The organism is Chloracidobacterium sp., assembly GCA_016715795.1.
In the GTDB taxonomy this organism is placed as follows: Bacteria; Acidobacteriota; Blastocatellia; order Pyrinomonadales; family Pyrinomonadaceae; genus OLB17.
This window is the reverse complement of sequence record JADJXP010000001.1, coordinates 591,951-618,716: the sequence shown is the minus strand read 5'-3', so window position 1 is coordinate 618,716 and position 26,766 is coordinate 591,951. Positions and strand designations below refer to the sequence as shown.

Annotated in this window: 23 protein-coding genes; 15 read left to right on the top strand and 8 right to left on the bottom strand. The window is 56.0% G+C overall.

From position 1 onward, the window contains the following. Positions 1-25: 25 nt before the first annotated feature. Positions 26-1,234 (top strand): NADAR family protein, encoded by a 1,209-nt coding sequence (locus IPM59_02790; GenBank protein MBK9214516.1) that lies wholly within the window; start codon positions 26-28, stop codon positions 1,232-1,234. Here the strand turns inward: IPM59_02790 and IPM59_02785 are convergent. Together IPM59_02785 and IPM59_02780 are read right to left on the bottom strand one after the other, a co-directional pair. After that, on the bottom strand, positions 1,188-2,222 hold the full coding sequence (locus tag IPM59_02785) for an ATP-binding protein (GenBank protein MBK9214515.1): 1,035 nt from the start codon (positions 2,220-2,222) through the stop codon (positions 1,188-1,190). The genes IPM59_02790 and IPM59_02785 overlap by 47 nt on opposite strands. 56 nt (positions 2,223-2,278) lie before the next feature. Then, on the bottom strand, positions 2,279-2,965 hold the full coding sequence (locus IPM59_02780) for a response regulator transcription factor (GenBank protein ID MBK9214514.1): 687 nt from the start codon (positions 2,963-2,965) through the stop codon (positions 2,279-2,281). A 156-nt stretch (positions 2,966-3,121) separates the two neighbouring features. On the opposite strand from IPM59_02780, the gene IPM59_02775 reads away from it, so the two are divergent. Beyond that, positions 3,122-6,988 (top strand): TonB-dependent receptor, encoded by a 3,867-nt coding sequence (locus IPM59_02775; GenBank protein ID MBK9214513.1) that lies wholly within the window; start codon positions 3,122-3,124, stop codon positions 6,986-6,988. A gap of 55 nt (positions 6,989-7,043) precedes the next feature. Here IPM59_02775 and IPM59_02770 read toward each other — a convergent pair whose 3' ends face one another. Then, positions 7,044-9,125 carry a tetratricopeptide repeat protein gene (locus IPM59_02770; protein MBK9214512.1) on the bottom strand — a complete coding sequence of 694 codons (2,082 nt, stop codon included), beginning with the start codon at positions 9,123-9,125 and terminating at the stop codon, positions 7,044-7,046. Positions 9,126-9,376: 251 nt separating this feature from the next. Here IPM59_02770 and IPM59_02765 point away from each other — a divergent pair, with 251 nt between their 5' ends. Beyond that, positions 9,377-10,891, top strand: coding sequence for an amino acid permease (locus tag IPM59_02765; GenBank protein ID MBK9214511.1), 1,515 nt, complete (start codon positions 9,377-9,379; stop codon positions 10,889-10,891). A 30-nt stretch (positions 10,892-10,921) separates the two neighbouring features. Continuing rightward, a complete protein-coding gene (locus IPM59_02760; GenBank protein MBK9214510.1) occupies positions 10,922-12,733 on the top strand; it encodes an amino acid permease in 1,812 nt (603 codons plus the stop codon). 60 nt (positions 12,734-12,793) lie between these two features. On the opposite strand, the gene IPM59_02755 is transcribed toward IPM59_02760, so the two are convergent. Beyond that, a complete protein-coding gene (locus IPM59_02755; protein MBK9214509.1) occupies positions 12,794-14,761 on the bottom strand; it encodes a peptidyl-prolyl cis-trans isomerase in 1,968 nt (655 codons plus the stop codon). A gap of 137 nt (positions 14,762-14,898) precedes the next feature. Between IPM59_02755 and IPM59_02750 the strand changes: the two genes are divergently transcribed. After that, complete coding sequence (locus tag IPM59_02750; GenBank protein ID MBK9214508.1) at positions 14,899-15,738, top strand: NAD(+)/NADH kinase; 840 nt, start codon at positions 14,899-14,901, stop codon at positions 15,736-15,738. Positions 15,739-15,741: 3 nt separating this feature from the next. Here the strand turns inward: IPM59_02750 and IPM59_02745 are convergent, their stop codons facing one another. Continuing rightward, complete coding sequence (locus IPM59_02745; protein ID MBK9214507.1) at positions 15,742-16,098, bottom strand: MGMT family protein; 357 nt, start codon at positions 16,096-16,098, stop codon at positions 15,742-15,744. Next, positions 16,095-16,730 (bottom strand): cyclase family protein, encoded by a 636-nt coding sequence (locus IPM59_02740; GenBank protein MBK9214506.1) that lies wholly within the window; start codon positions 16,728-16,730, stop codon positions 16,095-16,097. The genes IPM59_02745 and IPM59_02740 overlap by 4 nt, the downstream gene beginning before the upstream one ends. Positions 16,731-16,796: 66 nt before the next feature. Here IPM59_02740 and IPM59_02735 point away from each other — a divergent pair, with 66 nt between their 5' ends. Beyond that, positions 16,797-17,603 carry a menaquinone biosynthesis protein gene (locus IPM59_02735; GenBank protein ID MBK9214505.1) on the top strand — a complete coding sequence of 269 codons (807 nt, stop codon included), beginning with the start codon at positions 16,797-16,799 and terminating at the stop codon, positions 17,601-17,603. Here IPM59_02735 and IPM59_02730 read toward each other — a convergent pair. Then, positions 17,600-18,133: a DUF1905 domain-containing protein gene (locus IPM59_02730; GenBank protein MBK9214504.1), complete on the bottom strand. Its 534-nt coding sequence runs from the start codon at positions 18,131-18,133 to the stop codon at positions 17,600-17,602. The genes IPM59_02735 and IPM59_02730 overlap by 4 nt on opposite strands. A gap of 40 nt (positions 18,134-18,173) precedes the next feature. Here IPM59_02730 and mqnC point away from each other — a divergent pair, with 40 nt between their 5' ends. The 9 genes from mqnC to IPM59_02685 all read left to right on the top strand — a co-directional run bounded on the left by mqnC (position 18,174) and on the right by IPM59_02685 (position 24,474). Next, positions 18,174-19,319, top strand: coding sequence for a dehypoxanthine futalosine cyclase (gene mqnC, locus IPM59_02725; protein ID MBK9214503.1), 1,146 nt, complete (start codon positions 18,174-18,176; stop codon positions 19,317-19,319). A 210-nt stretch (positions 19,320-19,529) separates the two neighbouring features. Next, entirely contained in the window at positions 19,530-19,865 is a 336-nt protein-coding gene (locus IPM59_02720; GenBank protein ID MBK9214502.1) for a hypothetical protein, read from the top strand. Beyond that, positions 19,858-20,202 (top strand): DUF962 domain-containing protein, encoded by a 345-nt coding sequence (locus IPM59_02715; protein MBK9214501.1) that lies wholly within the window; start codon positions 19,858-19,860, stop codon positions 20,200-20,202. The genes IPM59_02720 and IPM59_02715 overlap by 8 nt, the downstream gene beginning before the upstream one ends. A 57-nt stretch (positions 20,203-20,259) precedes the next feature. Continuing rightward, the gene (locus IPM59_02710; GenBank protein ID MBK9214500.1) at positions 20,260-20,877 is read left to right on the top strand and encodes a DUF2721 domain-containing protein; all 618 of its coding nucleotides are present in this window, start codon (positions 20,260-20,262) and stop codon (positions 20,875-20,877) included. Further along, positions 20,840-21,853, top strand: a complete 1,014-nt coding sequence (locus IPM59_02705) for a radical SAM protein (GenBank protein ID MBK9214499.1) — start codon at positions 20,840-20,842, stop codon at positions 21,851-21,853. Before IPM59_02710 ends, IPM59_02705 begins: the two co-directional genes overlap by 38 nt. Before the next feature lie 54 nt (positions 21,854-21,907). Next, the gene (locus IPM59_02700; protein MBK9214498.1) at positions 21,908-22,201 is read left to right on the top strand and encodes a Fe(2+)-trafficking protein; all 294 of its coding nucleotides are present in this window, start codon (positions 21,908-21,910) and stop codon (positions 22,199-22,201) included. Positions 22,202-22,296: 95 nt separating this feature from the next. Beyond that, positions 22,297-22,962: a cytochrome b/b6 domain-containing protein gene (locus tag IPM59_02695; protein ID MBK9214497.1), complete on the top strand. Its 666-nt coding sequence runs from the start codon at positions 22,297-22,299 to the stop codon at positions 22,960-22,962. Continuing rightward, entirely contained in the window at positions 22,959-23,795 is an 837-nt protein-coding gene (locus IPM59_02690) for a molybdopterin-dependent oxidoreductase (GenBank protein MBK9214496.1), read from the top strand. Before IPM59_02695 ends, IPM59_02690 begins: the two co-directional genes overlap by 4 nt. Positions 23,796-23,802: 7 nt before the next feature. Beyond that, positions 23,803-24,474 carry an arginine-tRNA-protein transferase gene (locus IPM59_02685; protein ID MBK9214495.1) on the top strand — a complete coding sequence of 224 codons (672 nt, stop codon included), beginning with the start codon at positions 23,803-23,805 and terminating at the stop codon, positions 24,472-24,474. On the opposite strand, the gene clpA is transcribed toward IPM59_02685, so the two are convergent. Beyond that, on the bottom strand, positions 24,471-26,762 hold the full coding sequence (gene clpA / locus IPM59_02680; GenBank protein ID MBK9214494.1) for an ATP-dependent Clp protease ATP-binding subunit ClpA: 2,292 nt from the start codon (positions 26,760-26,762) through the stop codon (positions 24,471-24,473). The genes IPM59_02685 and clpA overlap by 4 nt on opposite strands. Positions 26,763-26,766 lie beyond the last annotated feature (4 nt).

The following is a 26,766-nucleotide window of genomic DNA, read 5'->3' as shown; positions in this document are numbered from 1 at the left end:
TTCGTTAAGTCCGCATCAAACTTTTGTGACTAGAATAATCACGCTGTTAATGTTTGCTCTGGCTGCGGGCGCTATTCAAGGCCAGCGCCTAACAGATAAGACTGTCGTATCAGATGAGTTCAACTTCATCGCGGTTTTTCCCGAGCCACCGATCAAATCCGAGGGCCCAATAGAGACGCGGTTCGGCAAAGCATATTCCAGACGTTGGACATTACAACTAACAGGCGTGTTCTACGAACTTTCGGTCGATGACTTTCAAGACCTGACAGTCGAGAGGAACCACAAGGCATTAAACGCGTTTTATGATTCGGTTTGTAGTGATTTTGCAAGCCAGTATGGAGCGAGGTGTGACAACTACTACGGCAAGGAATTGTTCGGCGAGGTTGGAAAGCATGCCGGAGGTCGCACAAAGGATCTATTTGTCTTTGTGGACATGTACCTAGTGAACAAGCGGCTTTACCAGTTAAAGCACGTGATGCGTACGTCCATGGAAAACGATAGACAGGCAGCGCGTGACCTACAAGACTTTCAAGACAAGTTTGTCTTCGTATACAGAAAGGCGAATGAAGAGAAATATAGCTATGGGCTGTTGCCTTCGATCTCCTGGATGAAACGTGATTCGCAGAACTATCCTGCGAACTGGTTCGCTTCGGTTAACGATCGCAACAGACCAGCGTGGGAAATTCTGCCGCATGAAGCGAAGCCGGGCGAGGTTATTTTGTCGAAGCGCAATGAGCTTGGTATCTTGTCGAACTTTGCGGCGACGCCGTTTGAGATGGACGGCAAAAAATACGCGAGCGTCGAGGGGTTTTGGCAGATGATGCTTTATCCGGAAGGGACGAGGGACGAGAGAGCGAGGGACAAGAGAGTTATTTGGAAGTATACGCGTGACCAAGTCGCACAGATGACGGCGTTCGAGGCGAAGCAGGCGGGGACGCTTGCCGAGGAGAACATGAAAACGCTCGGCATCGATTGGGTGAGCTACAACGGTAAGCGTTTTCCGTATCGTTCGCAGACGCCCGGCGAGCATTACCGTCTGATTGTCGCCGCGATGCGTGCAAAGCTCGAACAAAACCCCGAGGTCAAACGCATCCTGCTGGCGACGGGCGACCTTATTCTAAAGCCCGATCATCACGGCGAGGAGAATCCGCCGCCGGAGTGGAGATACTACGAGATCTGGATGCAGCTTAGGCTGGAGCTGCGTGATGCTCAGTCGCCGCGGCGGGCAATGTGAGCGTGAATGTCGAGCCTTTGCCGACGGTGGACGTGACCGTAACCTCGCCGTTGTGCAGGCGAGCAAGGTGTTTGACAATGGCGAGGCCGAGCCCTGTACCGCCGAGCTCGCGCGAGCGTGCGGTGTCTGTGCGGTAAAAGCGTTCGAAAATGCGCGGCAGATGTTCGCGGGCGATGCCGTCCCCGGTGTCGGCGACGTGGATGCGGGCTCGGTCGCCCGATGTTTCGAACGAAACCGTGATCGTGCCGCCCTCGCGATTGAACTTGATCGCGTTGCTCAGGAGATTGATAAGTATTTGCTCGATACGCCGCGAATCCGCGTGAACGGCGGCCGTAGCGGGAACGGTGTTCTCGAACGTGACGCCACGCTTTTGCGCTCGGCCCGCGAGCGAAGACCACACTTCATCGACCAGCGGTGCAAGCTGCGTCATCTTTGGATTTACCGTCACCTTTCCTGCCTCGATCAGCGAAAGTTCTAGCACGTCGTCGATCAGGTGGTGCATCCGTTCGGCGTTGCGGCGGATGACGTCGAGAAATCGGCGGCTATTCTCCTTGTCCTCAAGTGCGCCGTCGTTTAGCGTCTCGACAAAGGCGAGGATCGAGGTCAGCGGCGTTCGGAGCTCGTGCGAAACGTTCGATAGGAATTCCTGCCGGACCTTTTCGAGGCGTTCGAGCCGCGTGATGTCGTAAAAGAAGCCGATCGCGTATCGCTGCTCGCGCGTCTCGGCAAAGCTCAGCGGAGCCGTTCGCAGGTCGTACATGCGCGTGTCGCCCCGCCGCTCTATCTCGATCTTTACCTCGGTGCTCTCGCCGTGCGATTTGGCACGTGCGAATGCCGAATGGACCGTCTCGTCCGCAATGAGCTCGTCGATCTTACGCGAATCAATGTCCGCACCCTCGGCGAGCAGGCGTCTCGCGGCGGGGTTCGATGCAAAGATCTTGCCGCCCGTCCCGACGACGACAATTCCCTCGCGCATGCTGCTGATCATCTGCTGTAGCAGCTCGCGCGAAGAGAGAACTTCTCCATTGCTTTTCGGACGAGGACTCATTTCTTTCCGACAAACCGATACCCAACGCCGACGACCGTCTCGATCCGCGAGGCGCACTCACCGAGCTTTTGACGCAGCCGGCGAATGTGCACGTCGAGCGTTCGCGTGTCACCGTAATAACTGTAACCCCAAACGTCGTCGAGCAGCTTTTGCCTGGGGGCGAGGCCGTTGGGATTCTTAGCGAGGGCCTCGAGCAGTGCAAACTCTTTGCGTGTCAGCTTAATGTCGCGCCCCTGGCAATTCACCCGCATCTCGACAAAATCGATCGACAAGCCTTCGTCCTCGTATTGCGGTTCGCCCGGCTCGGCGGAGCGACGCATTACCGCCCGAATTCGTGCGACGAGTTCTTTCACCGAGAACGGCTTGGTCATGTAATCATCGGCCCCCAACTCTAGCCCCTGTACCTTGTCCGCTTCGGCGGCCTTGGCCGTGAGGATGATGATCGGTGTCTTTTCAGTCAGCGTCTCGCGGCGCAGGCGTTTGCAAACGTCCATGCCGCTCATGCCCGGCAGCATTAGGTCGAGTACGATGAGCGCCGGCGGAGATCCGCCGTCCAGGGCGAGCCGCAACCCCTTTTCGCCACTTTCTGCGACTGCCGTCCGTAGCCCGAAACGCTCGAGGTTGTAAACGATACTCTCCGCGATATCGGGATCGTCCTCAACGATCAGTATTCGTTGGTTCATATTAGGCCCTGTAAGACGACAATTTGATCATACTGCGCGACCAAACAACCCAGTCTGAATTTCATATTTAACAATTTGTTAATGTGCCTGTCACTTGGAATTAACCATGCTCGGATAGTCTCTTCCTTCAGACGATTTTCGTCCAGGAATAATTTTATGATCATAAGCAAACTATTCACGGGAAAACTAATGTTGTTGTGTTTGGCCATCATCGCGTCCGGACAAGTGGCTGGTGGCCTGACCGGGACTGTCAAAGATCCGAACGGCGACGTCATCCAAGGGGCGACGGTAATGGTCCACTATACCGCTACAAACTTATCGCGAACTGTCGTTACCGATGAGGACGGCCGCTGGTCGGTGACCGTACTGCCCGTTGGCACATATTCGGTGACCTACTCGAAGGATGGCTTCAAGAAAGCATCCAACGCAAATATCGAGGTCGAGGCATCGGTAACGCGCTCGATCGATGTCACGCTTGAAGTGGGCGTCTCAGACGCCTTTGTCAACGTTCTTGCCGAACAGCCACTCGTTCAGACAGAATCGGCGGCCATCTCGCGGCAGATCACGGGCGAACAGCTTGTAAAGACGCCAACCTCGACACGTAGCTTTACCGGGCTGCTCGGTTCCGAGTCGGGCGTATCGTCTGAGCTTTCGCCGGTCGGTGTCAACGGTAACGGCAATATCTCGCCGTCGGTCAACGGTGCCCGGACGACGTCGACTAGCCTTTTCTTCAATGGCGTCGACGCTACCAATATCACAAGCAATGAGGGCAGCCTGACAGATAATATCTCGCCGGCCCCTGAGACGCTGCAGGAAGTCAAGCTCCAGACTTCGCTCTACGACGCGTCCACGGGACGCAGCGGCGGCGGAAACTTCCAGCTTGTCACCAAACAGGGCGGAAACGAATTCTCGGGATCGGCCTACTATTATCTGCAGAACAAAGCCTTTAACTCCAATGAGTTCTTTCTGAAGCAGAGCGGCAACGAAAAGCCACGTGCCGATCGGACTGAGATGGGCTTCACAGTAGGCGGCCCGATCAAACATGACAAGGTATTCTTCTTTGGCGGTTACCAGTATACCGATGCCCATACCGGCTTGGTGCCGACCGCAAGGACACGTACGGTGTTGCCGCTCGCGATGAGCGCGCTCGGAAGAGATCGTTCCAAGGCCGCAATCGCGGCAGCCTTTAATCAGTTCAACGGATGCAACGGTTCCGATTGCCTAACACCTTCCGACATTAGCGACGTCGCCTTTCGCATCCTAAACCTCAGGAACCCCGTTACAGGTGGATTCTATATCCCGAGTATTTCAAATTTCCGAAACCTTAATATCGTCGATCAGACTGGAACCGGCACCTATCAATACGGGATGTTCCCGAACATTACGTCGCGAACGCTGCAACGCAATAATCCGCTTGTCGAGGTCGTCAGTGTGCAGCCGTCGCTCTTTACGCAGCATCAGTTCACGGGTCGTATTGATGCACACTTGACCAGCAATAACACGCTTAGCGGAACACTCTTTTACGCAAACTTCCCGGGCCTCGATTCGTTCCCGGACCCAAACAGCCTGGCGTCACCAACCACACTTCAGCGTAACGACCGCAACCGTACGCTTTCGATTGGCGACACGCACATCTTCTCGCCAAGGTTCATTAATGAGGTTCGTTTTGGCTTCTTCTCGCTGAATAACACTCGCTCGCTTACCGATGACTTTTCAACAGGCGATTTCACCAACGGATCGATTGGCGTCAATAATCCCGCATCTACCTTCGACAGCAGTGTCGCTACGACGCGACTAGGGCACTACACCGGCCGAAACAACCTGGCCAACTTCTCATTCGGCGGCCCGAATGATTCATTCAACCAGCGGAAGCAAACAACCTACAGTTTCGGCAATAACGCCAATTGGATGTTTGGCAACCACAACCTAAAGTTTGGGGCCGAATTCAAGAGCCACAGGTTCCAGACCAATCTGCCAGAGGAACAGGCGACCGAGTTTGAGAAATTCGACTCGTTCACCCAGCTCCTGACCGGAAACGCGACCGAGGCCGATACGCAGTACGGCATTACGGACAAGGACTTTCGCTTCCGTGACTACGGTTTCTATATCACCGACGACTGGAAGATCGGCCGCAAGCTGACGGTGAATGTCGGGCTGAGATATGAACTGTTCATGTGGCCGACCGAGAAAAATGGGCGCATCGGAAACTTTGACCTTGAACCGTTCCTACCTTGCTTCACGGCCACGGGCGGTTCGAACACGCTTTGCGACGATCCGTCGCCAGGCTTCATCGTACCCAGCAATGTTGCCAGCACTAACGTCGCGATCGTTGACAGCGCGATCTCCGTTACGGCCCGAACCAACAACAAACACACGCTGAAGGGACAGGATACTAACAACTTGGCCCCACGCATTGGATTAGCGTTTGCCGCGACCAACAAGCTCGTCTTCCGAGGCGGATACGGCATGTTTTACGATAGGCCGTCGGCGGCTTTCATCAACACAGTATTCTCAAACTATCCATTCCTTCGCGAGGTCGAGATCACCGTGCCGAGCGGCAACGTATCGATTCCGTCTGCGTTCTCGGGCGTACCGACTAATATCCCGCTGAATCAGTGGCTTCCGTTCCGCATCGTTCGCGGTTCGGGCGCCACCGGTACATATTCGATCCGTGACAACACGCCGGTATTCGTCGATTCGCGCGGAACACCGAATGGTGCAAGTTGCGTCCCGGCAACCGGCGTTGGGTGTACCCGCGGAAACATTGCCGAGACGTTTGAGTTTCGGGCCGTCGACCGTAACCTTAAGACACCGCTGATCCATCAGTGGAATGTCGGTGTACAGTACGAACTTGCCAACAACCTGATGTTCGAGGCTCGCTATGTCGGAACAAAGGGCAGGAATCTCTTGATCGCCACTGCTCTGAATCAGGGGTTTGACCTGAATGATCCGAATACGCCGGATCATATCTATGAGCGATTCAATCAAGCATACGTCGCCGCCGGTGCGCCGAACGGACCGTTGAATGCTGGTTCCACCGCCAGAGCACGCGGCACAGGTGTCGCATTTGGCTTCCTCAATACAGCCACCGGACGACCAGACCTTAACCTATCGGCCGCGAACGGCACGTTCATCAACTTTGAGGCCCGTGTGCCTATCCTCGGCTTTAACGTGCCTGAGGCTCTGCTGCTCCAGTCAAAAGGGTATTCAGACTATCATGGTGGTCAGTTCAGCCTCACAAAGCGTATGTCGCGGGGGCTGCAGTTCAATGTCGCGTACACGCTCTCAAGATCGCACGACGTGATGTCGACCGATCCCGGAAGCACGGCCGGCAGTGGTAAGCCCGATGTGCCAAATAGCGGCTTCATCGCTCAAGGCGACTCGCGAAACCTCGAGGCTAACCGAGCTCTTTCGGATTTTGACCGGACGCATCGTCTTTCAGCAAACTTTGTATGGGAGATTCCCGCCGGAAGGTTAAGCAACCGGTTCGTGAAGGGCTGGAGTCTGTCGGGCTTCTTTCAGGCACAGTCGGGAACACCTTTCACCGTCTTCGCTTCCGAGCCCGAGCTCGGAAATGTCAGCCAGATGACGCTGCCCGTCAACGCCACCGATCTGCAGTATCTGCAATGGCTGGCACGCGGCTCGGGTGGAATGTATCGGCCCGGGTTTGGTCGGCCGAACGTGATCTGTCCGTTATCCCAAGCGGTTGGAAGCGTGAGCAGCAGCAACCTCAACGTAATCGATCGTCAGTGTTTTTCATCGCCGATGGGCAGATTTGGCGACCTCGGGCGCAACACCTTCCGCGGTCCCTCACAGCGGCGATTTGACGTCAGCCTGGCGAAGAATACCAAGCTCACCGAGCGAATGAGCCTTGAACTCGGCTTTGATCTGTTCAACATTCTAAACACGGTCAACTTTGCGAATCCGAACAGCGACCTACAGGATGCCGTTGATTTTGGCGTCGTGACAAACACGGTTGGCGGCCCGAGGGTCGGCCAGTTCAGGGCACGGCTCAAGTTCTGATCGGAATAACGAGAGGACGAATAAGAGGGGCTTGCGACCGGCAAGCCTCTCTTTTTTACCTGACGGCTTGGTTCTGTTTTTCCTTCGGGTCGTACGGCGTTGCCATGTAGCGTTTTGCGGCGTCCTGGGCGTTGTCGTAGTTATCGGCCGTCGCCTCGGCGCGTTTGTAGGCGGCGACGGCGCGTGTGCGGTCGCCTTTTGCGTCGTAGGCGTTGCCCATCTTGATGTTCGACCAGACGGCGAGCCATGCCGGATCAAGGTCGCCGCCCTGGGCGGCCTTGAAATTGTCGATAGCCAGGTCATAATTCCTCTGATCGAGGAATAGCAGGCCGAGGTGATAGTAGATCCACGAATTTGACCGGTCGAGTTTTAGAGCCTCTTCAAACTGCTGCTGTGCCTCAGGGTAATTGCCTTCCTTGAATTGCTCGATCCCGCGGCGGGCGATCGATGAGATACGCAGGTCGGGTGAGATCCTGAGCAGCTTGTATCCCGGATCGATGATCACGGCAAGCGGCTTGCCGGTCGCCTCGATACTGAAATCCGCGCTTGCCTCATCCATCTGCAGCGTCTCGATCTTTGAGCCGAGGCCGCCCTCCGATCTGAGTTCGACATCGACCGGCAAGTGCAGATTGTCGTAGTTCTGCTTTACGGTGCCGCGGGCAATGAATTTGCCGCCGCGCGTTCGCAGGATCTGATAATCGCTCGAAAATTCCGGCACGCCCGTCGATTCGACCCAGCGGGCAAAGAAGTACCTCATAGGCTGGCCGGCGATGCGCGACGCTAGTTTCTCAAAATCGTCGATCGACGCATTCTTGCCGCGAAACTCCTGCAAAAATGTGCGCAGCAGCTGATCGAATTTCTGCCGGCCCAACGTGTCGCGAAGCAGCTTAAAGACAAATGCTCCCTTCGCAAACATAATGTATTGATAACCGGTGCTCTGGTCGTCAAGAGTGGCCGGCGCACGCAGGATCGATACCGTCTGCTCGAAGGTAAGGGCCCTTTCGAGCAGGTCGCGGCGAAGAGCATCGAGCTTGGCCGGGTCAGTCTCTCCCTCGCGAAGCGAATACGCCGAATATTCGGCCAGCCCCTGCGAGAGCCAGGCGTCGTCAAACGTCTTGAGCCCGACGGTCAGTCCCCACCACTGATATGCCGCCTCTCGCTGCAGCCGGTCGAGCGTTGCCTCGCGGCCTTCCTCAAACTGCCGGTTACCGACAAAGATCATTCCCGGTGCCGAATAGTACTCCAGGCTTTCGTCGTCGATCTGAGCGATGACGAGACGTTTCCCGCTTGCGGGCTGGCCAAAGCGGCCAGCGTAATTCGCCAGGGCTTTGCCCAGCGTCTCCCCGTAGGCCCCGATACGTTCGTCATTTCCGGGCTTAGCGTAGAATTGGAGTTCCTGATCGCCATACCTGAGCGTTTTGGGCGCGTTGCGGCTATAGAAGATATTACCGGTCAGGGCCGGAGCGGCTTGGGCAAAACGGGCCTTTCCATCGCCGGCGGACTGCAGCCGTTCGCCATTGCCGGCGACCTGATAGCCCGCGGGCAACGAGATCGTAATGTCAGACGTTGCCGTATCCGACGCATACGCGTGAAATGGGAACCAGCGTGCCGCATACATCAAATACCCAAGACTATCGCCGATCCATGCAAGCCTCTTGCTGAGCAACGGCCCGCCCTGCGGCGTGTCGAGGATACCGCTGTATTTGAAACGCAGCACTACAGGCGTTCCCGCCGCGACCTCTGTGCCGAGGTCTACCCTCACATGCGGGCCAAGTTCCGAACTGTTGGACTGGTCCTGGACAAAAGTTACTACTGCCTCCGGTGTCGGAGCGGGTTTAGGTGTCTTTTTCGCGGTCGGTGTCGCAGTCGGTATCAATGGTATCGTTCTGTCCTGCCGCGTGACGGATTCGACCTTGAGCGAACCGTTGAGTTCAAACGCGACAGCGCGCGCTTCCTCCAGTGGCGTGAACGCCACATCTACTGTTGCCGAGAGTTTTCGTTCGGCCGGGTTGAGCGATACATCCATCACATAGTTTGTGACATCGTACGACGTCCGCTTGACCTGGCCGCTCGCACCGCCGGCGAGCACGGCGAGGAAGCCGCCAACAAATAAGCCCTTTCTAATAAGGTTGATCATGATTCTTGACCTGATACCAATGCTTCTATTAATGCCATTCTATGATGATTTGCGCCGAAGAATCGTTTGCCCGGCGCGCCAAAAGCGCTGAACGGGCGGCGGCGGCCGCGATGTCCGACCCGAAACCGTTTTGCACACTCGACAGATCGCGTAATAAACGTATAATATCACCTACGAATATCTCGCCAACGCTAACAACTCAGGACGACGGCCGTTAAAGGGCCGTTTAGGCCGGCCGAAATGTAGAACCTATGGCAACTGAGCCTGCGGAAACGGAAGTAACCACACGCGAAGGATTTGTGCGCGGCCTCGGGCTGCTCGATGCGACGATGATCGTCGCCGGATCGATGATCGGGTCGGGCATTTTTATTGTCTCAGCCGACATCGCTCGTCAGGTCGGCTCGCCCGCATGGCTGCTGTTCGTTTGGTTCATCACGGGACTGCTGACGGTCGGCGCGGCCCTCTCATACGGCGAATTGGCGGCGATGATGCCAAAGGCCGGCGGAATGTATGTCTATCTAAAGGAGGCGTATGCCCCGTTTTGGGGCTTTCTCTACGGCTGGACACACTTTCTCGTGATCGGCACAGCCACGATCGCTGCGGTTTCGGTCGCATTCGCACGTTTCACAGGGATCCTTATTCCACAGATATCTGAGACTAGCTACCTGATAGAGCCGGTCAGGATCGGTTCGTCGAGTTACGCCTTTTCGCTCTCGACGGCCCAGCTCCTCGGGATCGTCATGATCGTGTTCCTGACCTGGCTGAATACGCGCGGGCTTAAGCTCGGCAAGCTCGTGCAGAACACATTTACTTTTGCCAAGACCGGCTCGCTCATCGCGCTGATCGTGCTGGGCATTGCCGTCGGGCTGATATCTCATGGCGACATCGCGGCGGCTAATTTCAGCGATTTCTGGACAGTCCGGGGCAATCTGCAAGACGTCGGTGACGGCCTCACGGCGGTCGTCGCTTTCGGTCTCTTTGTCGGTATCTGCGTGGCCCAGACGAACTCGCTCTTTTCCGCCGATGCGTGGCATAACGTGACCTTTACGGCCGGTGAGGTGAGAGATCCGCAGCGCAATCTGCCGTTGTCGCTGCTTTTTGGCACCGGCGGCGTGATCGTCTTGTACCTGTTGGCGAATATTGCCTATCTAGTCACGCTTCGCTTTGAGGACATTCAAAAGGTTGCAAGCGATCGTGTCGGGTCAGCATCAGCCGAGGTGATCTTTCCCGGCGTTGGGGCGACATTGATGGCCGTTGCCATCATGATATCGACGTTTGGCTGCAATAATGGTCTGATACTTGCGGGGCCGCGTGCGTATTATGCCATGGCCAAGGACGGGCTTTTTTTCCAGGCTGTCGGCCGGCTGAATAAGTTTCACGTCCCGGCATGGGGCATCATTGTTCAGTGCGTCCTGGCGGTATTCTATGTTCTGCCGAGGACCGTCAAGGCTGACGGTTCCTATGGCAGCCTCTACAATGACCTGCTGACCTACGTTATCTCGTCGGCATTGATTTTTTACATTCTCGCTATCGCCGCGGTTTTTGTCCTCCGCGTGAAACAACCCGACGCCGAACGCCCGTATAAGGCCTACGGCTATCCGGTCGTGCCGGCGCTTTACGTTATCGGCGCAACCGTAATTCTCGCGATCCTCTTCATTTATCAGACGACCGCGACATGGCCGGGACTCTTGATCGTCCTGACGGGCGTGCCGGTGTACTTTATTTGGAGAAGCGTCTCAGGGAGACACGACTCGACCGAGCAATAAGAACCTAAATCAACCCTCTAGGAGGTTTTCATGTCACTATTTGCGACCAAACCGATCGACCAGATTATCGCCGAAGCTGAGGAGTCCGGCGAGCACACCTTAAAGAAAGCGCTGTCGGCACTTGACCTTACGATGCTCGGAATCGGTGCGATCATTGGCACCGGGATCTTTGTGTTGACCGGCCAAGCTGCTGGTAAACATGCCGGCCCGGCCGTAGTCATATCGATGATCCTGGCCGGCGTCGTCAGTGCCTTTGCCGCACTGTGCTATTCGGAATTTGCCGCCTCGGTGCCGATCTCGGGTTCCGCCTATGCCTACGGATACGGCACGCTGGGCGAGTTCATAGCCTGGATCATCGGTTGGGACCTGATCCTGGAATATGCGTTCGGTGCCGCAACTGTCGCTGTGGGTTGGTCCGGATACGTTGTCAGCCTTTTGCGTGACACGCTTGGCATCAATTTTCCGTTGAGTCTCAGCGCACCGCCCGGACAACAGCTCAAGGACAGTGCCGGCAATATTATCGGGACTGGCATTTTCAACCTTCCCGCCGCTTTGATCGCTGTGGCCGTTACGCTGCTGCTGATACGCGGCATCAAAGAATCTGCGAGCTTTAACAGCTTTATCGTGATAATCAAGACGCTCGTAGTCGTCCTCTTCATCGTTGCCGGCATCGGCTACGTCAACACGGCAAATATGGGCATCGGCTGCACCGTGGGAAGTCCCGGCTGTGCGGAGTTTATGCCCTATGGCTTCAGCGGTGTGGTCACAGGCGCGGCCGTGATCTTCTTTGCTTATATCGGCTTTGACGCGGTCTCGACGGCGGCGCAGGAGGCGAAGAACCCGAAAAGAGATATGCCTATCGGCATCCTTGGTTCGCTTGCGGTATGTACCGTTCTCTATATTTTAGTTTCCGGTATCATGGTCGGCCTGGTCGATTACAAGTTGTTGACCAACGCCGCAGCCCCGATCGCGACCGCGATCGACGAAGCCGCCAAGGTATCGAAGGGCACGACGATGGGTGCGGTCTTCGCCGTTTTTCCCACGATCATTAAGGTCGGTGCTGTGCTCGGGCTGAGTTCGACAATGGTCGTAATGGTTATGGGCCAGCCGCGCGTCTTTTATTCGATGTCTAAGGACGGCTTGCTGCCCGAATGGGCCGCAAAGGTCCATCCGCGTTACCAAACGCCGCATATCACCACGGCCATAACCGGCGTCATCGTCGCGGTGCTCGCGGGTTTCGTACCGATCAGTCTGCTTGGTGAGCTCGTCAGCATCGGGACGCTGTTCGCATTCGTCATCGTTGCCACAGGCATCATCATTCTTCGATCATCGAATCCGGCCCTGCATCGCCCGTTCAAGGTGCCGTTCTCACCGATCATCCCGATCTTTACGGTGTTGTCGGCTGCGTACCTGATGAACAGCCTTCCGTTGGATACATGGATCCGCCTCATCGACTGGATGTCGATCGGCCTTGTCGTTTACTTTGCCTACAGCTATAACAATAGCCACCTCGGCAAGGTGTCAGACGCTGACGCCAACCGGCAGACGCCAGCCGACTATCGGCCTCCTGTCGCAGCTATCCTGGCGATCATTCTCGCGATCGGGCTGACAATATGGCAGGTGTGGGGAACGGCATGGATCGAGGTGGCCGTTCGCTCATTCGCGTGGGCCATCACCGGCGTCCTGATCGCGGTGCTGATGTACGGCAAAGGCGACCGGACCGGCGGACGCAATCAATCGACGCGTAACCTGGGGCTGATTGCGTCGCTTGTTAATCTTGCGATTTGGGCAGGAATCACGTATTGGTTCTTCGTCCACTACGCAGAACTCCATACGAAGTAGCCTCTTGGTAGGTCATGAAGAAGGGCAGCAGGTCCCAAACCTGCTGCCCTTTCTAATTGGTCACTGAGTGGCCGCCGATTGAGCGTCGATCCGATCAAGGACCTCTTTGTAGATCGTGATCGCGCCGTCCGTCTCATAGCGTTTCTTTGCGGCTGCCTGATAGTCGCCAAAGAATGCCGAGCGTCGGCTGGCAAGCATCTGTTCGAGCAGGTTGGACCGCTGGGTCGGAAAATCGGCCTCATTCGCATCTTCGCGCTTTGTAACACCGACGATGAACCAATTTTCGCCGACCTTGACGGGCGTCTTAGTGACCTCACCCGCCTTGAGAGCGAAGATGGCGTCCTCGATCGCCTCGCCTGTGGCGGCGGTCGCTCCTTCACCGAGCGGCGAACCGAGTATAAAGCTCTTCTGGTCCTTGGCCGCAAATCCTTTCGCTGACGCGGCCGAGGCGATGCCGGCTGCATTCGAGGCGGATGCGGCGATCTGCTTTGCGATCTCTTCGACCTGGGCCCGGGCCTTGTCCAGCTTGACGACGTCGGTTATCTGGGCCTTTACCTCGTCAAATTCGGCATCGCGCGGCTCACGGCGCTCCGCAAGCATCGGTATCGCAAAACCGTTCTGGATCGGCGTTTTTTCACCGACGTCACCGACGGCGTTGAGCGGAGCTATCCCTTCCTCAAACTGTGGCGAAACGCCGATATTCGGCACGTCATCGCCGGGTTTGACAAAGGCGGTCTCCTTTATCATTTCCGCAACGCTCATATTTGCCTGAGAGGCAAATTCGGCAGCCGTCTTCTGCACGTCCTTGGTCTGCTTTAGCGAATCGACGATCTTTTGCGCCAATTCCGCAGCAACGGTGTACGCCCGACGGTTTCGCAGGCTGATCTCGATCTCCTTCTTGGCAACATCGTAGCTTTTCTCCACGTCCTCGCCGCGACGGAGGATGAAGTAGCGTCCCTGATAGCTGATAGGTTCGGTGATCTCGCCGGGCTTCATCTTGAGCAGACGCTGATACGGATCGTCCGGCTTGTTCACATTCTCGCGGACCGGCCCGGCGAGTTTGCCGCCGGCGGAAGCCGTAACAGGGCTTTCCGAATGTCCTTTTGCAAGCGTTGCAAAGGCCTCTTCGCTGACGATCTGTCCGTCCTTGCGGAGCTGCTGCACAAGCTCGCTGGCCTTTGTTTGGACCTGTGAGTCGAATTCCGGCTTTGCGACTCGTAGAACGATCTCTTGGCCGAGAACGCCGCCGATCTTCTTATCGGCCGGCAGATTGTCATATTCGGTCCGAATGTCAGCATCTGAGATTGTCAGCTTCTCGCCGATCTTGGCGGTGTTCACAAAGATGTACTTGATCTTCTTTTGCGGCACATTGACGTAGTAGGTCGCCTTGTTCTTCTCAAAATAATCTCGAAGCTCCGCATCGGTCGGCGTTATCTTCTTGGCCAGGTCCGCACTGTTGACCGCGACATAGCTCAGGTCGAATTTTGTATTCTTACGGCGAAAATTATCGAGCAGGTCCTCCTCCGACACGACCAGGCCGGCCGTCAGAAAGGCCTCGAGCTTCTGCATGCTGATGTTGTCCCGCACGCTCTCTTCGTAGTCAGAGATGCTGCCAAACTGCTCGGTCACGTTTTGCCTGTAAACGGCCTCGTCAAAAGGTTTGCCCTCTTCAGGCTTGTTCGTCTCACGGATCTTTGCGGCAACCTCGGCGTCGCTGGCCGTCAGGCCGAGACGGGCGGCCTCGACACGAAGTATCCGGCTGTTGACCAATCGATCGACAATGGTCTTGGCCGGCGACTTTTGTCCGCGCATGAACATGCTCTCGTTCTCCTGCTGCCGGGCGATCTCACCGACCGTGATCTTTTCGCCTGCAACCGAGGCCGCCGTCTCCTCGCTCCTCGAGAGGTTTGCCAGCGAGCTCTGCTGCGTCGGCTGATAAAAGAGGATCAAGCTCACGACCATAATGATCGCGAACATAAGAAGAACGAAGTTGCGTGTCTTTTCGAGACGATTAAAAAACTTAAGCATTACTAAACCTAACCCTAAGTGAAGGATACTTGCCTAAAAGGACAAACCGCAATTCTAACAAAAGCGCCGCCGAAAGCGCTAACGGAATGCTTGCAGTTTGCCGATGCATCGTTGATGATTAACACGTTTCAGCGCATATGGCAGGTTCAATCCAAAAGGCCGCTATCGTTGTAAAGCCCGAACACGCTGAGGCCATCTCTACAGCCGCCAAGCTGTCGGAATGGCTTGCGGCCCGTGATGTCAGCCTCCCGAACGGCCCCATCGCGGCGGGAGACGCGAACGGCGCGGCAATGATAGAAGGGTCTGACCTGATCGTCGTCCTCGGCGGCGACGGGACAATGCTTGCTACATCTCGATTCATCGGCAAGGTGTCGATCCCGGTGGTTGGCATCAATCACGGCAGTCTCGGCTACCTGACAGATTTCAGGATCGAGGAGATGCTGCCCGCGCTCGAGAAGGTACTCGCTGGCGACTATCAGATCGACCGTCGTGTAATGCTTGACGTCGAACACACCGGCGGTCCGTCGGCCCCGAGCCGTGTTCTGAACGACGTTGTCATCAATAAGGCGGCCCTCTCCCGAATTATTGAGATCGACGTCAAGCTCAACGGCCTCCACGTAAATTCGTTCCGTGCCGACGGCCTGATCGTGGCCACGCCGACGGGTTCGACGGCCTATAACCTTTCTGCCGGCGGGCCCATCATCTATCCATCAATGAATGCCATCGTGCTGACGCCGATATGTCCCTTCACGCTCACCAATCGCCCGATCGTCGTCCCTGATACGTCAGAAATAGAGCTTCGCCTCAGGAGCGACGCCGAAGACGTCATCCTCGGCCTCGACGGGCAGACCGGCTTTGCGATGAAGGCCGGCGACACTGTCCGTGTCAGCAAGAGCGAGGTTACATTCGACCTCGTCCAGCCGGCAAACCGAAACTACTTTGACGTTTTGCGGAACAAGCTCAAGTGGGGCCGTTGAGAGTTACGCCAACAAGCTCGGCTGGGCGTCATCTTCCATGAGGCCTTCGGGAAACCACTGGTAGGTCCCGAGATCACATTTTCCGGCGGCGTTAAATACAACGCCTTCGGCCGCAAGCAGTTCCTGCTGCAGATTCAATGGGATCGTAAGCCGGCCGGTCGAACATTTCCCTTGCGCATTTATCACACGCTGCCAAGGCACGTCGTCGGGCGAACCGTGCATAACATAGCCGACCGTTCGGGCGGTGTAGCCCTCACCAAGGATCAGCGCGAGTTGGCCATACGTCATCACCCGTCCCGCGGGGACAGTGCGAACGATCTCGTAAACGCGTTCTCGATATGCCGGATGGTCGGCGATCATTTCCTTAGCAGGAACGTCCTTGCCGGTGCTCCGTCGCCGGTCGCGCCGTCATATTTCAGCGGTGCGCAGACAAGATCGTAATCGCTCGGCTCGACCTCGCGCAGATCGAGGCCCTCGAGAATGACGATCTCCTCGCTCAGCAGCGTTACATGAACAGGATGCCCCGGCGAGCCGCTCTTTTCGATCGACAGGTAATCAATGCCGATGAGGACAATCCCATGCTTGGCCAGCATTCGGGCCGTGTCGGGCGTCAGGTATGCAAAATCCTTCCTAAAACCGTCTTCAGGCGAGGCCCAGAACCCGGAATTGCGTGTCTTCAGGAGCAAGCGTGTGACACCCGTGATGCTGCCCAGATGTTTCGGCTCAATCGCAGTGATATCGTCCGCGATCTCAATGACACGGCAGGGGCCGATCAGTTTTGCAGGATCAAGCTCATGGACGCGTCGTGCGCCTTCGATAAAGTGGTTCGGCGCATCCACATGCGTCGCGGTGTGAACACCAAATGAGACCTTTGAGACATTTGCCGTTCCGCCGCTCGCAATCGCCTCCGCTGAAGCAAACTCAACGCCGGGATCGCCCTGATAAATGGGCGTCTCGCCGCTGATAGTTACGGTTACGTCGTAGATCTTCACTGTCGATAGGATAATCGACCCATTGCAATGCCGCCAAAACGGCAATTGCGTTCTCAGCCGGCTTGGGTGAAACTCATACTTCTGGTGATCACGCCGCGCATATCAGCATCGGCCTATTCCAATACCGCGCCGCTCGTGTGGTCGTTTCTCTATGGATCGAACCACGGCACCGCCGAACTGATACTCGACAATGCCCCGTCGCGCTCTGCTGAACTCCTGTATCAGGATCGCGTCGATGTCGCGCTTGTTCCCGTCATCTGTGCTCAGACGATAGAAGGCGTTCGTGTAATTCCCGATGTTTGTGTCGGATCAAAGCGGTTCGTCCGCAGCGTGTGCCTTGTGACCAATGGATGCGGCCTTGCCGATGTGAGATCCGTGGCCCTCGACAACTCGTCACGGACATCGGCCGTAATGACAAAGATAGTATTTCGCGAGTTCCTGGGCTTTGAGCCTGAATGGCGCGAAGCCTCTCCTGACCTCTCCGCGATGCTCGCGAGTGCCGACGCAGCTTTGATAATCGGCGATCCGGCGCTTACGGCCTCTGCGTCGGGCGACAGACCGGTCTTTGATCTGGCTGAACTATGGCACCGGCACACGGGCCTCGGATTTATTTTTGCGATGTGGATGACCCGTCGTAAAACTTGCGTGATCGATCTCGCCGGTGCTCGCGATGAGGGCCTGGCCCATGTTTCTCAGATCGCGGCTAACTACGCCTCTCAGCTTGGGCTTTCGCCCGCCGATATGGCAGCTTATCTTACTGACAACATCGAATATTCGCCGGACGAGTCGATGATGGGCGGCCTAAAACTTTACTTTGAACTGGCCGCTAAACACGGCCTGGTAGAGCGGAACATACCTCTGCAATTCATCTAAAGATCGGAGAGCGGCCGTTTCAGTTCCTTATACAACTTATCGCCATCGATCTTTCCGTCGTTGTTCTTGAGATGCTCGACGACGATAAGTGCATAATGGATACGTTTGTCGATATCTTTGACCTTGCCGATGTAGTAGAGCAGGCTCCGCTGCTTGCCGGCCGTTAGGGCGTGAAAGAGACGGTCGCCGTCCGGATCCTGATCCAGTACCTCGCGAAACTCCTCAGGCATTGGAATGCCGTATTTGCTCTCATCCGCTTTTAGTTCAACATCGACTTTGTCCCCTGCTTCGAGTCCGAGTTTTACTCGCGTCGGCTTGTTGACCGTTATAAAGAAATCACCGTGGTAATGCATCAGCCCGGCTTGAAACGAAACGTTGCCGTTCAGCGTGCACACGACACGTCGCGATTTACCGTCAGACGGGAAACTCTCGGCGATCTTTTTCTTAACAACTATGAAATGCCAGCCGTAATCGGCCGCGAGCTTGCAGAGTTCGGTTTTGAATTTCGCCGTCTTCGTCGGGTTTGCCATCCGCCTGATTTTAAGCCCTTGTTTTGCTAAGATAAAGCCGATGACGTCGTCAATTCAGCCCGTTTTAGACAAAGTGCTCGACGGCCAACGCCTGTCAGCCGAAGACTGTGCCGCCCTGCTTGAATCGCGCGACATCGCCCGTATCGGCGTAGCCGCCGACGAGATTCGGCAACGGAAGAATCCCGGCGACGTCGTGACCTACATCATCGACCGTAACATCAATTATACCAACGTTTGCAACGTCGTCTGCACATTCTGCGCGTTCTACCGGCGGCCCGGAAAGCCGGACACTTACGTTCATTCGATGGACGAGATCTGCAAGCGGATCGACGAGACCATAGCCCTCGGCGGCACAGGCGTTCTGATGCAGGGCGGACTGCATCCGGATTTTGATATCGAGTGGTACGAGGATTTGCTCTCAACGCTGCATGCGAAATATCCTAAGTTCCAGCTCCACTGTTTTTCGCCGCCCGAGATACACAACATTCACCTCATCTCCGGTCTCGATTACGTGACAATTATGCAGCGGCTAAAGGACGCGGGACTCAACTCGATGCCAGGCGGCGGTGCCGAGATACTCGACGACGAGGTCCGCAAACGTGTCTCGACAAAATGCACTTCGCAGGAATGGCTCGACGTCATGCGTGCCGCCCATCAGGTCGGCCTGCGGACGACGGCGACGATGATGTTCGGCATCGGCGATGATATATCGAATCGCGTCGCGCATTTGCAAAAAGTTCGCGACCTGCAGGATGAGACCGGCGGATTCACGGCGTTCATCCCGTGGACCTTCCAGCGCGAGAATACGGCCTTGGGCCGCAAGATCACCGAGGAACCGACCGGGATCGACTATCTACAAATGCTCGCCGTCTCGCGGCTGTTCCTCAATAACGTCCAGCACATCCAGGCATCATGGCTTACACAGGGCCTAAAGCTCGGCCAGGTCGCGCTCCGCTACGGAGCCGACGACATGGGCTCGATCATGATCGAGGAAAACGTAGTCTCCGCCGCCGGCGCGTCGACCTCCGCATGCGAACGCGATCTCCGCTACCAGATCCGCGAAGCCGGCTACCGACCGCAGCAGCGGGATATTCTCTATAATTACGTTGACCGCGAAGATGTCGCTGACATCGACCGAAGTGCCTCGATGAAGGTAAAGGAACTCAGCGTGGCATTTGCGGATTAGCCTAGCGGAAGTAATGACGGTTTACAGTGACCTGTATGGAAAGCCTTTCTGTCACGGAGTTTAAGACGCGATTATCGGCGGTACTTAGTCAAGTGCAGCTCGGCAGGAGCTTTCTCATCGTTTACGGCCGGGAGCGACGACCTGTAGCACGGATCGTTCCGATCCCTAAGAAACGAAAGAAGAGACTTGCGAATCATTCATAAGGATTAAATGGCTGCAAAGATTACCGCTTTTGCGTTGACCCTGCTGATCAATATCGCGATCGGCGTGGTTATTTTCTTTTTCATGCTGATCATGATGAACGGCTTTAGTGGGGGCGACGCACGGCCGGGACTGATCGCTTTTATCGTGCTTGGGCTTATCGTGTCGGTGCTAATGGGAACTTTCGCATTTCTGCTGACCAGCTTCCTTGTAAAGAGAGAATTGAAGGGAGCTATTGCGGCGTTGATCGCAGTGCCGGTCTTCTCTGTTGTCGGCGCCGGGCTCAAGGTCGTTTGCGCGTTTATCGGCATCGGGATCGCGGATTACGTGCGAGTCAATTACTAACGTGAAAAGCTACGCGGAATTCTGGGATTTTTACCTGCAGGAACACAGCAAACCGCTGACGCGCGTGCTGCATTTTATCGGCACCTCGCTCGGTCTAGTGCTGCTGGCATGGTTCATCTGGCGGGGCACTTGGTATTACTTTCCGCTGTGTTTTGTGGTCGGTTACGCTTTTGCGTGGTTCGCTCATTTCGTTGTGGAAAAGAATAGGCCCGCGACCTTCAAATATCCGTTTTGGTCCTTCATCTCCGATTACAAAATGATCTGGTACATGCTCACCGGTCGCATGGGCCGTGAGGTCGAACGCATCGATCGCTCGAGGAACCACATAAGTACATAGGACACATAGTTTTCCATACTATGTGTCCTATGTGTTCTATGTGGTAAAACTTATCGTATGCCTGCGAGTGAGATAGTCAATCCTGACGCGCTTAATTCGACCATCGAGTTTCTAACCGCGATGGTCACGCCGGCGTTGTTGATATCGGCGACCGGCTCGCTTGTGCTTTCGACATCGACGCGTCTGGGGCGTGTGATCGACCGCGTGCGTGCGCTTGAGGACCGCTTGAGCGAACTTATCTATAACGAAGACAAAGAAGACGTTCCGCTCTACGACAAACGCGTCGAGGTGATCGTCGATCTGCTCGACAAGGTCACCAGCCGCTCGCGCATCCTGCAGCGGGCAATGGAACTCTTCTACTACGGCCTCGGCTGCTTTATCCTGACGAGTGTGACGATCGCTGTGGCTGCATTCTTCAGTACTTACCGCTGGGTGCCGATACCGATCGGCATTATCGGGATAATGTTCTTGTTCTGGGGCAGCATCTATATGCTCCGCGAAACGCGAATGGCGACGGCGACCGTTAATGCCGAGATGGACTTCACATGGGAACTTGCCCGCGAGGTTGCCCCGCGTGAAGTGGCCGTTAAATACACGCGCAAAGGCAAGGCAAAGGGCATGAAGCCCGCACGGATCAGTGAACGCAAGATACCTGACACTTTTGGCGGAGAATAAACTCGAAGAGCGCGTCGCGGCTCTTGAAAGTTTGCTTGTGTCCTGCACCGTCTGCCCAAAGGATTGCGGCAACGACCGCCTCAATGACGAGATCGCCGCCTGCTATTCCGGCCGGCTCCCGATCGTCTCAAGCTACACCGCGCACTTTGGCGAAGAGCCGTGTTTGAGCGGGACAAAAGGCGCCGGAAACATATTTTTCGGCAACTGCAATCTCCGCTGCGTCTATTGCCAGAATTATCAGATCTCGCAAACCTGGCGTGAGCAGCGCAAGAACGAGGTCACGCACGAACGCCTCGCCGAAATGATGCTCGAGCTACAGGAGCGCGGCTGTCACAACATCGGCTTTGTATCGCCGACGCATTTTGCTCCGCAGATGGCCCGCGCGATCCTGATCGCTGCCCGACAAGGCCTGACGCTGCCGATCGTTTACAACACGAACGCCTATGATTCGGTCGAGGTCCTAAAATTGCTCGACGGCATCGTCGATGTCTATCTGCCTGACCTGAAATACGCCGATTCGGACGCGGGATTTCAGTACTCGAAGGTCCGCGATTACAGGGAACACGCCCGTGCTGCGATCAAGGAAATGCACCGGCAGATGGGCGACGAACTGGTATTCGACGATGACGGTTTGCTGAAACGCGGCCTGCTCATCCGACTGCTTGTCCTGCCCAACGGCATCGCCGATATCGAAGCCAACCTGCGTTGGATCCGCGACGAGCTAAGCCCACGAACCGCCATCTCGCTGATGGCCCAATACTATGCGACCAATAAGGCTGCGACCGATGATCGTTATGTTTTGCTTTCGCGACGCATCTCCGAGGGCGAATGGTTTGAGGCGGTCTCATTGCTCGACGAACTCGGCATGGAAGAGGGCTTTATGCAGGAATACGAATCGGCGTCGCACTACTACCGGCCGGATTTCACAGACGCCGAGAAGCCCTTTCGAGACGTTCGGGACTTCATCGAAGATTAGCTAGCCGACGCTCATACTCCGTGCTCTCTGTGTCCTCTGTGGTAAAATCCGTTTATGGCTTTATTTGGCGACAAATTTGAATGCAAACGCTGCGGCGGCAAGGGCGAGCAGATGCAATTCGTCCCTATCCCTAACGAGCTCGGCCAGCGCGTCCTCGATGAGATCTGTGCCGGCTGCTGGAAGGAATGGCAGACCAAGCAGATGCAGCTCATCAACCACTACGGCCTCGACGTATCAAACCCCGATTCACACACCTTTCTCTTCGACAATATGAAGATCTTTCTCTTCAACGAGGGCGTCGAGCTCGCACAGATCGACACCTCGCAGGAAGGCAAGATCAACTGGTGAATCCGCCGCCGGACACGCTTCGAAATAAGTCATAAGTGATAAGTACCGAACTTGTCACTTTTCACCTATCACTTTTCACTTATTCCGGAAGTGGTATGCCGAAACAGATCGAATACAAGCATCCGCTCACGATCCGCTGGCTGCATTGGGTCAACTTTCCGCTGCTCACGATGATGATCTGGAGTGGGATGCTGATCTACTGGGCAAATCCGGTTTACTCGCTTTGGGTCGGCAAGTACGAGTTGTTCCGGTTCTTTCCGGCTTGGTTCAACGACTCGCTTGGAATTCCATATCGTCTCGCCGAGGGCTTGCAGCTCCATTTCTTTTTTATGTGGCTGTTTGCCGCGAATGGCATCGCATATGTCATTTATCTCATCGTTTCGGGCGAATGGCGAGCGTTGCTGCCGGTGCCGTCATCATTCAAACGAGCGGCCCGTGTCGCACTGCACGACGCGCACATCGTCAAGGACAAGCCAAAACAGGGCAAGTACAACGACGCGCAGCGGATCGCGTATTCGAGCGTCATCGTGATGGGAATGTTGTCGATATTGTCTGGCCTCGCGATCTATAAACCAACACAGCTTGCCTGGCTAACGACCTTTTTTGGCGGCTACGAATGGGCACGGTGGATACACTTCTGGCTGACGATATTATTTGTGCTCTTTTTTGCGGTCCACGTTATCCAAGTAGTTATTGCGGGCTGGCGAAACTTTCAGTCGATGATCACCGGCCGCGAGATCGTTGACTCAGAGGCAGAATGAGCGAGAACGAAGATATTCTGATCGAAGAGGTTCGCGAGCTGCCAAAGGCGGACCGAGACAATACCGCTGCGATTCTACGCGAGCAACGCCAACTGTCTGAGCCCCTGACGCCCGACGAGGCCCGCAAGCGAATGGCGGCCTTTACGCGGCGAAACTTCCTGATCGGCGGTGCCGCAGCGGCGTTTGGCATTCTCGGCTGGCGTTGGATGTCGGACGAGACAAAGTACAAACTGCTGCGTTCGACGCTTGAGTGGAACGAGCGCGTCAGCCAGGCGTTTTACAGCCCATTGCGCCTCGCAAAGGAATTCTCGGGCGACGACGTAACTGCCGCCCGAGTCAACGGAGATATTGGCCTCGCGGCCGAGTTCGATCCCTCGACGTGGACGCTCCTCGTCGGGGGCATCGCGGGCCGCGCTGATGACCTCAGCCTGACGCTCGAAGAGATCAAGCAATTGCCGCGCACCGATATGGTGATCGAGTTCAAGTGCATCGAGGGCTGGTCAACGATCACGCATTTTGCCGGTGTGCGTTTCTCTGACTTTGCGGCCCGTTATTCGCCGCACAATCGAGAGCCTTATGTGTCGCTTGCGACGCCGGACGACGGCTATTTTGTCGGCTGGGACACGCCCGCGATAATGCACCCGCAAACGCTGCTTGCCTATGAAATGAACGGCCGTCCGCTAAGGCCCGAGCACGGTGCACCACTCAGGCTGGCTTCACCGACCAAATACGGCATCAAACAGATCAAGCGCATAGGCCGTATAGAGTTCACGAGTGAGAGGCCGCGAGACTTTTGGGCCGAACAAGGTTATGACTGGTACGCCGGGCTATAGGAAATAGATGGATCAAGCATATTCTGACATCAACTTTATTAACGAGTACTTCGAGATCGATACTGCGATCGAGCCGGCGGAATTTGACATGCTCCTTGCGGATGGCTGGCGGCATTTCGGGACGTATTTCTCCAGATACAGCTTGGGTGTTTACGGTGATGAGGTCAGACAGGTATTGCCTCTGCGTGTTCGGCTGAGTGATTTCGAACCGTCCAAAAGCCAACGCCGTATACTAAAGCGGAATCAGGACATCAAAGTGGATGTCGCTCCACCCTCATTGTCGCCGGAGGTCTTTGACATCTTTGAGCGGCATAAGCTTAGGTTCGAACACCACCGGCCGGACTCGCTCTTTACCTTCATTTCGCGTAAGGCCGGTATTCCCACGGATCTGTTGCAGCTTACGGCGCGTTGCGAAGATCGTATTGTTGCGGTTAGCTTTTTTGACGCTGGCGTTACGAGCGTTTCGGCGATCTATGCGTGTTTTGAGCCCGAGAAAAGTGAGCGAAGCTTAGGCATTTTCACGATGCTTAAGGTAATCGAGTGGGGTATTTCGCGGGGGATGTCGTACTACTATCCGGGCTACGCATACGTGGGGCCGTCATTTTACGATTACAAGAAGCGGTTTTCTGCGTTGGAATGCTTTGACTGGGAAGGCAACTGGACGCCGGCCATATTCTAGCCCACGCTTTCGCGTTGCCGAGCCTTGCCCAGGTCGAGTTTGATCTCGCCGTCTCTTGCCGTCACTTCAACGCTGCCGCCACCGGTGAGCTTGCCAAAGAGGATCTCATTCGCCAGCGGCTGTTTTATCTTGTCGTGGATCAGCCGTGACATCGGCCGGGCACCATATCGGGCGTCAAAGCCATTTGCAGCCAGCCATTCGCGGGCATCGTCGGTGAGGCTGACGAGGACGCGTTTCTCGGCAAGCTGGCCGTTGAGCTCGTTGATGAATTTATCGACGATCAGCTTAATCACGTCGATATCAAGCGGTTTGAACGCGACCCACGCGTCGAGCCGGTTGCGAAATTCCGGCGTAAAGGTGCGTTCGATCACACCCTTGGCATTGCCCTTGGTGTCGGAGGAGTTTCGAAATCCGACGCCGCCGGAAGACAATTCCCGGGCACCGGCATTTGTGGTCATTATCAGAATGACATTGCGAAAGTCGGCCCTTTTGCCATTATTGTCGGTGAGCGTGGCAGAGTCCATCACCTGCAGGAGCAGATTGAACAAGTTCGGGTGGGCTTTCTCGATCTCATCGAGCACGAGTACGGCGTGCGGCGTTCGCATTATCGCCTCGGTCAGCAGGCCGCCCTGGTCAAATCCGACATAGCCCGGCGGTGCGCCGATCAGCCGCGAGACCGTGTGCGGCTCGGCATATTCGCTCATGTCAAAACGAATGAACTCGACGCCGAGCGTATGCGCAAGCTGCTTTGACACCTCGGTCTTACCCACGCCGGTCGGGCCTGAGAAAAGAAACGAGCCGACCGGCTTTGTCTCATGCCCAAGTCCCGCACGCGATATCTGTATCGCATCTACGATCGCGTCGATCGCCTCATCCTGGCCAAAAATGACCTTCTTGATGTCTTCACGGAGCGTTTTTAACCGCTCCTTCTCATTTGCGACGACCGTCTTTGGCGGTATCTTTGCCATTCGGGCGATCGTGTTCTCGACCATTTGCACCGAGACCCTTTTTGGCCGCCGGCTCTCAGGCAGCAGCTTGACCGACGCCCCGACCTCGTCGATAATGTCGATGGCCTTGTCTGGCAGGAAGCGATCGTTGATGTATTTACCGGCCAGTTCCGACGCGGTCCTGAGGGCGTCATTGCCGTACTTGACGCCGTGATGCTGCTCGTAGAATCTCTTCAGGCCGCGAAGGATCTGATACGTCTCTTCGACGGTCGGCTCATTGATATCGATCCGCTGAAACCGCCTGGCCAACGCCCGGTCGCGGTCAAACGCAGCCTTGTATTCCGCATGCGTCGTCGATCCTATACATCGAAGCTCCCCGGCCGCGAGTGCCGGCTTGAGAATGTTCGATGCGTCCATCGAACCGCCAGAAACCGCACCGGCACCGACGATCGTGTGGATCTCGTCGATGAACAGTATGGCGTTCTCCTGCTGCTTTAGCTCGGTGATGATCGCCTTGAACCGCTGCTCAAAATCGCCTCGATACCGCGTCCCCGCAAGCACCGCACCCATATCGAGAGCAAAGACCTTTGCGTCTTTCAGCACCTCAGGCACGTTGCCCTCGCTGATCTTTAGGGCGAGTCCCTCGGCCAACGCTGTCTTGCCGACGCCGGCCTCACCGACATAGAGCGGATTGTTCTTTTTTCGGCGGCAGAGCACCTGTATCGTCCGTTCGATCTCGGCCGAGCGGCCGACTATCGGGTCGATCTCGCCCGCCGCTGCACGGGCCACAAGCTCAACGGTAAAGCTCTCGAGCGGATTTCGCCGCTCTGCCGGACGCGGCCCAAAGATCTCGTCGTCATCATCGTCAAGATCATCAGGGACGGAAAATGGGTCATCCGGAAACGGATCGATCTTTGAGATGCCGTGCGACAGGAAATTGAGAATGTCGAGCCTCGTAATGCCCTGCTGCAGGAGAAGGTAAACGGCGTATGACTGTTCAGCCTGATAGAGTGCCGCGAGGATGTTGCCGCCGTCCACGGCCGGTTGGCCGCTGCCCTCAGCCTGGAGCACGGCATAATTTATCGTCGATTGAAACGTACTGGTAAGCTCCGGCAGCGTCTTTATGTCCGCCGGCATTTTCTCGAGGACGTTGTCAAAGTACTCTTTCAGGGCCCGGCCGATCTCTCGCACGTCGGCCCCGCAGCTGAACAAAACCTGTTGGGCGGCATCGTCTTCCAGAAGGGCAAACAGGAGATGCTCCAGCGTGACGAACTCATGCTGTTGCCGGACCGCTTCTTTTACGGCCGAATTCAGCGTTTCTTCGAGTTCGCGGGTCAGCATTTGA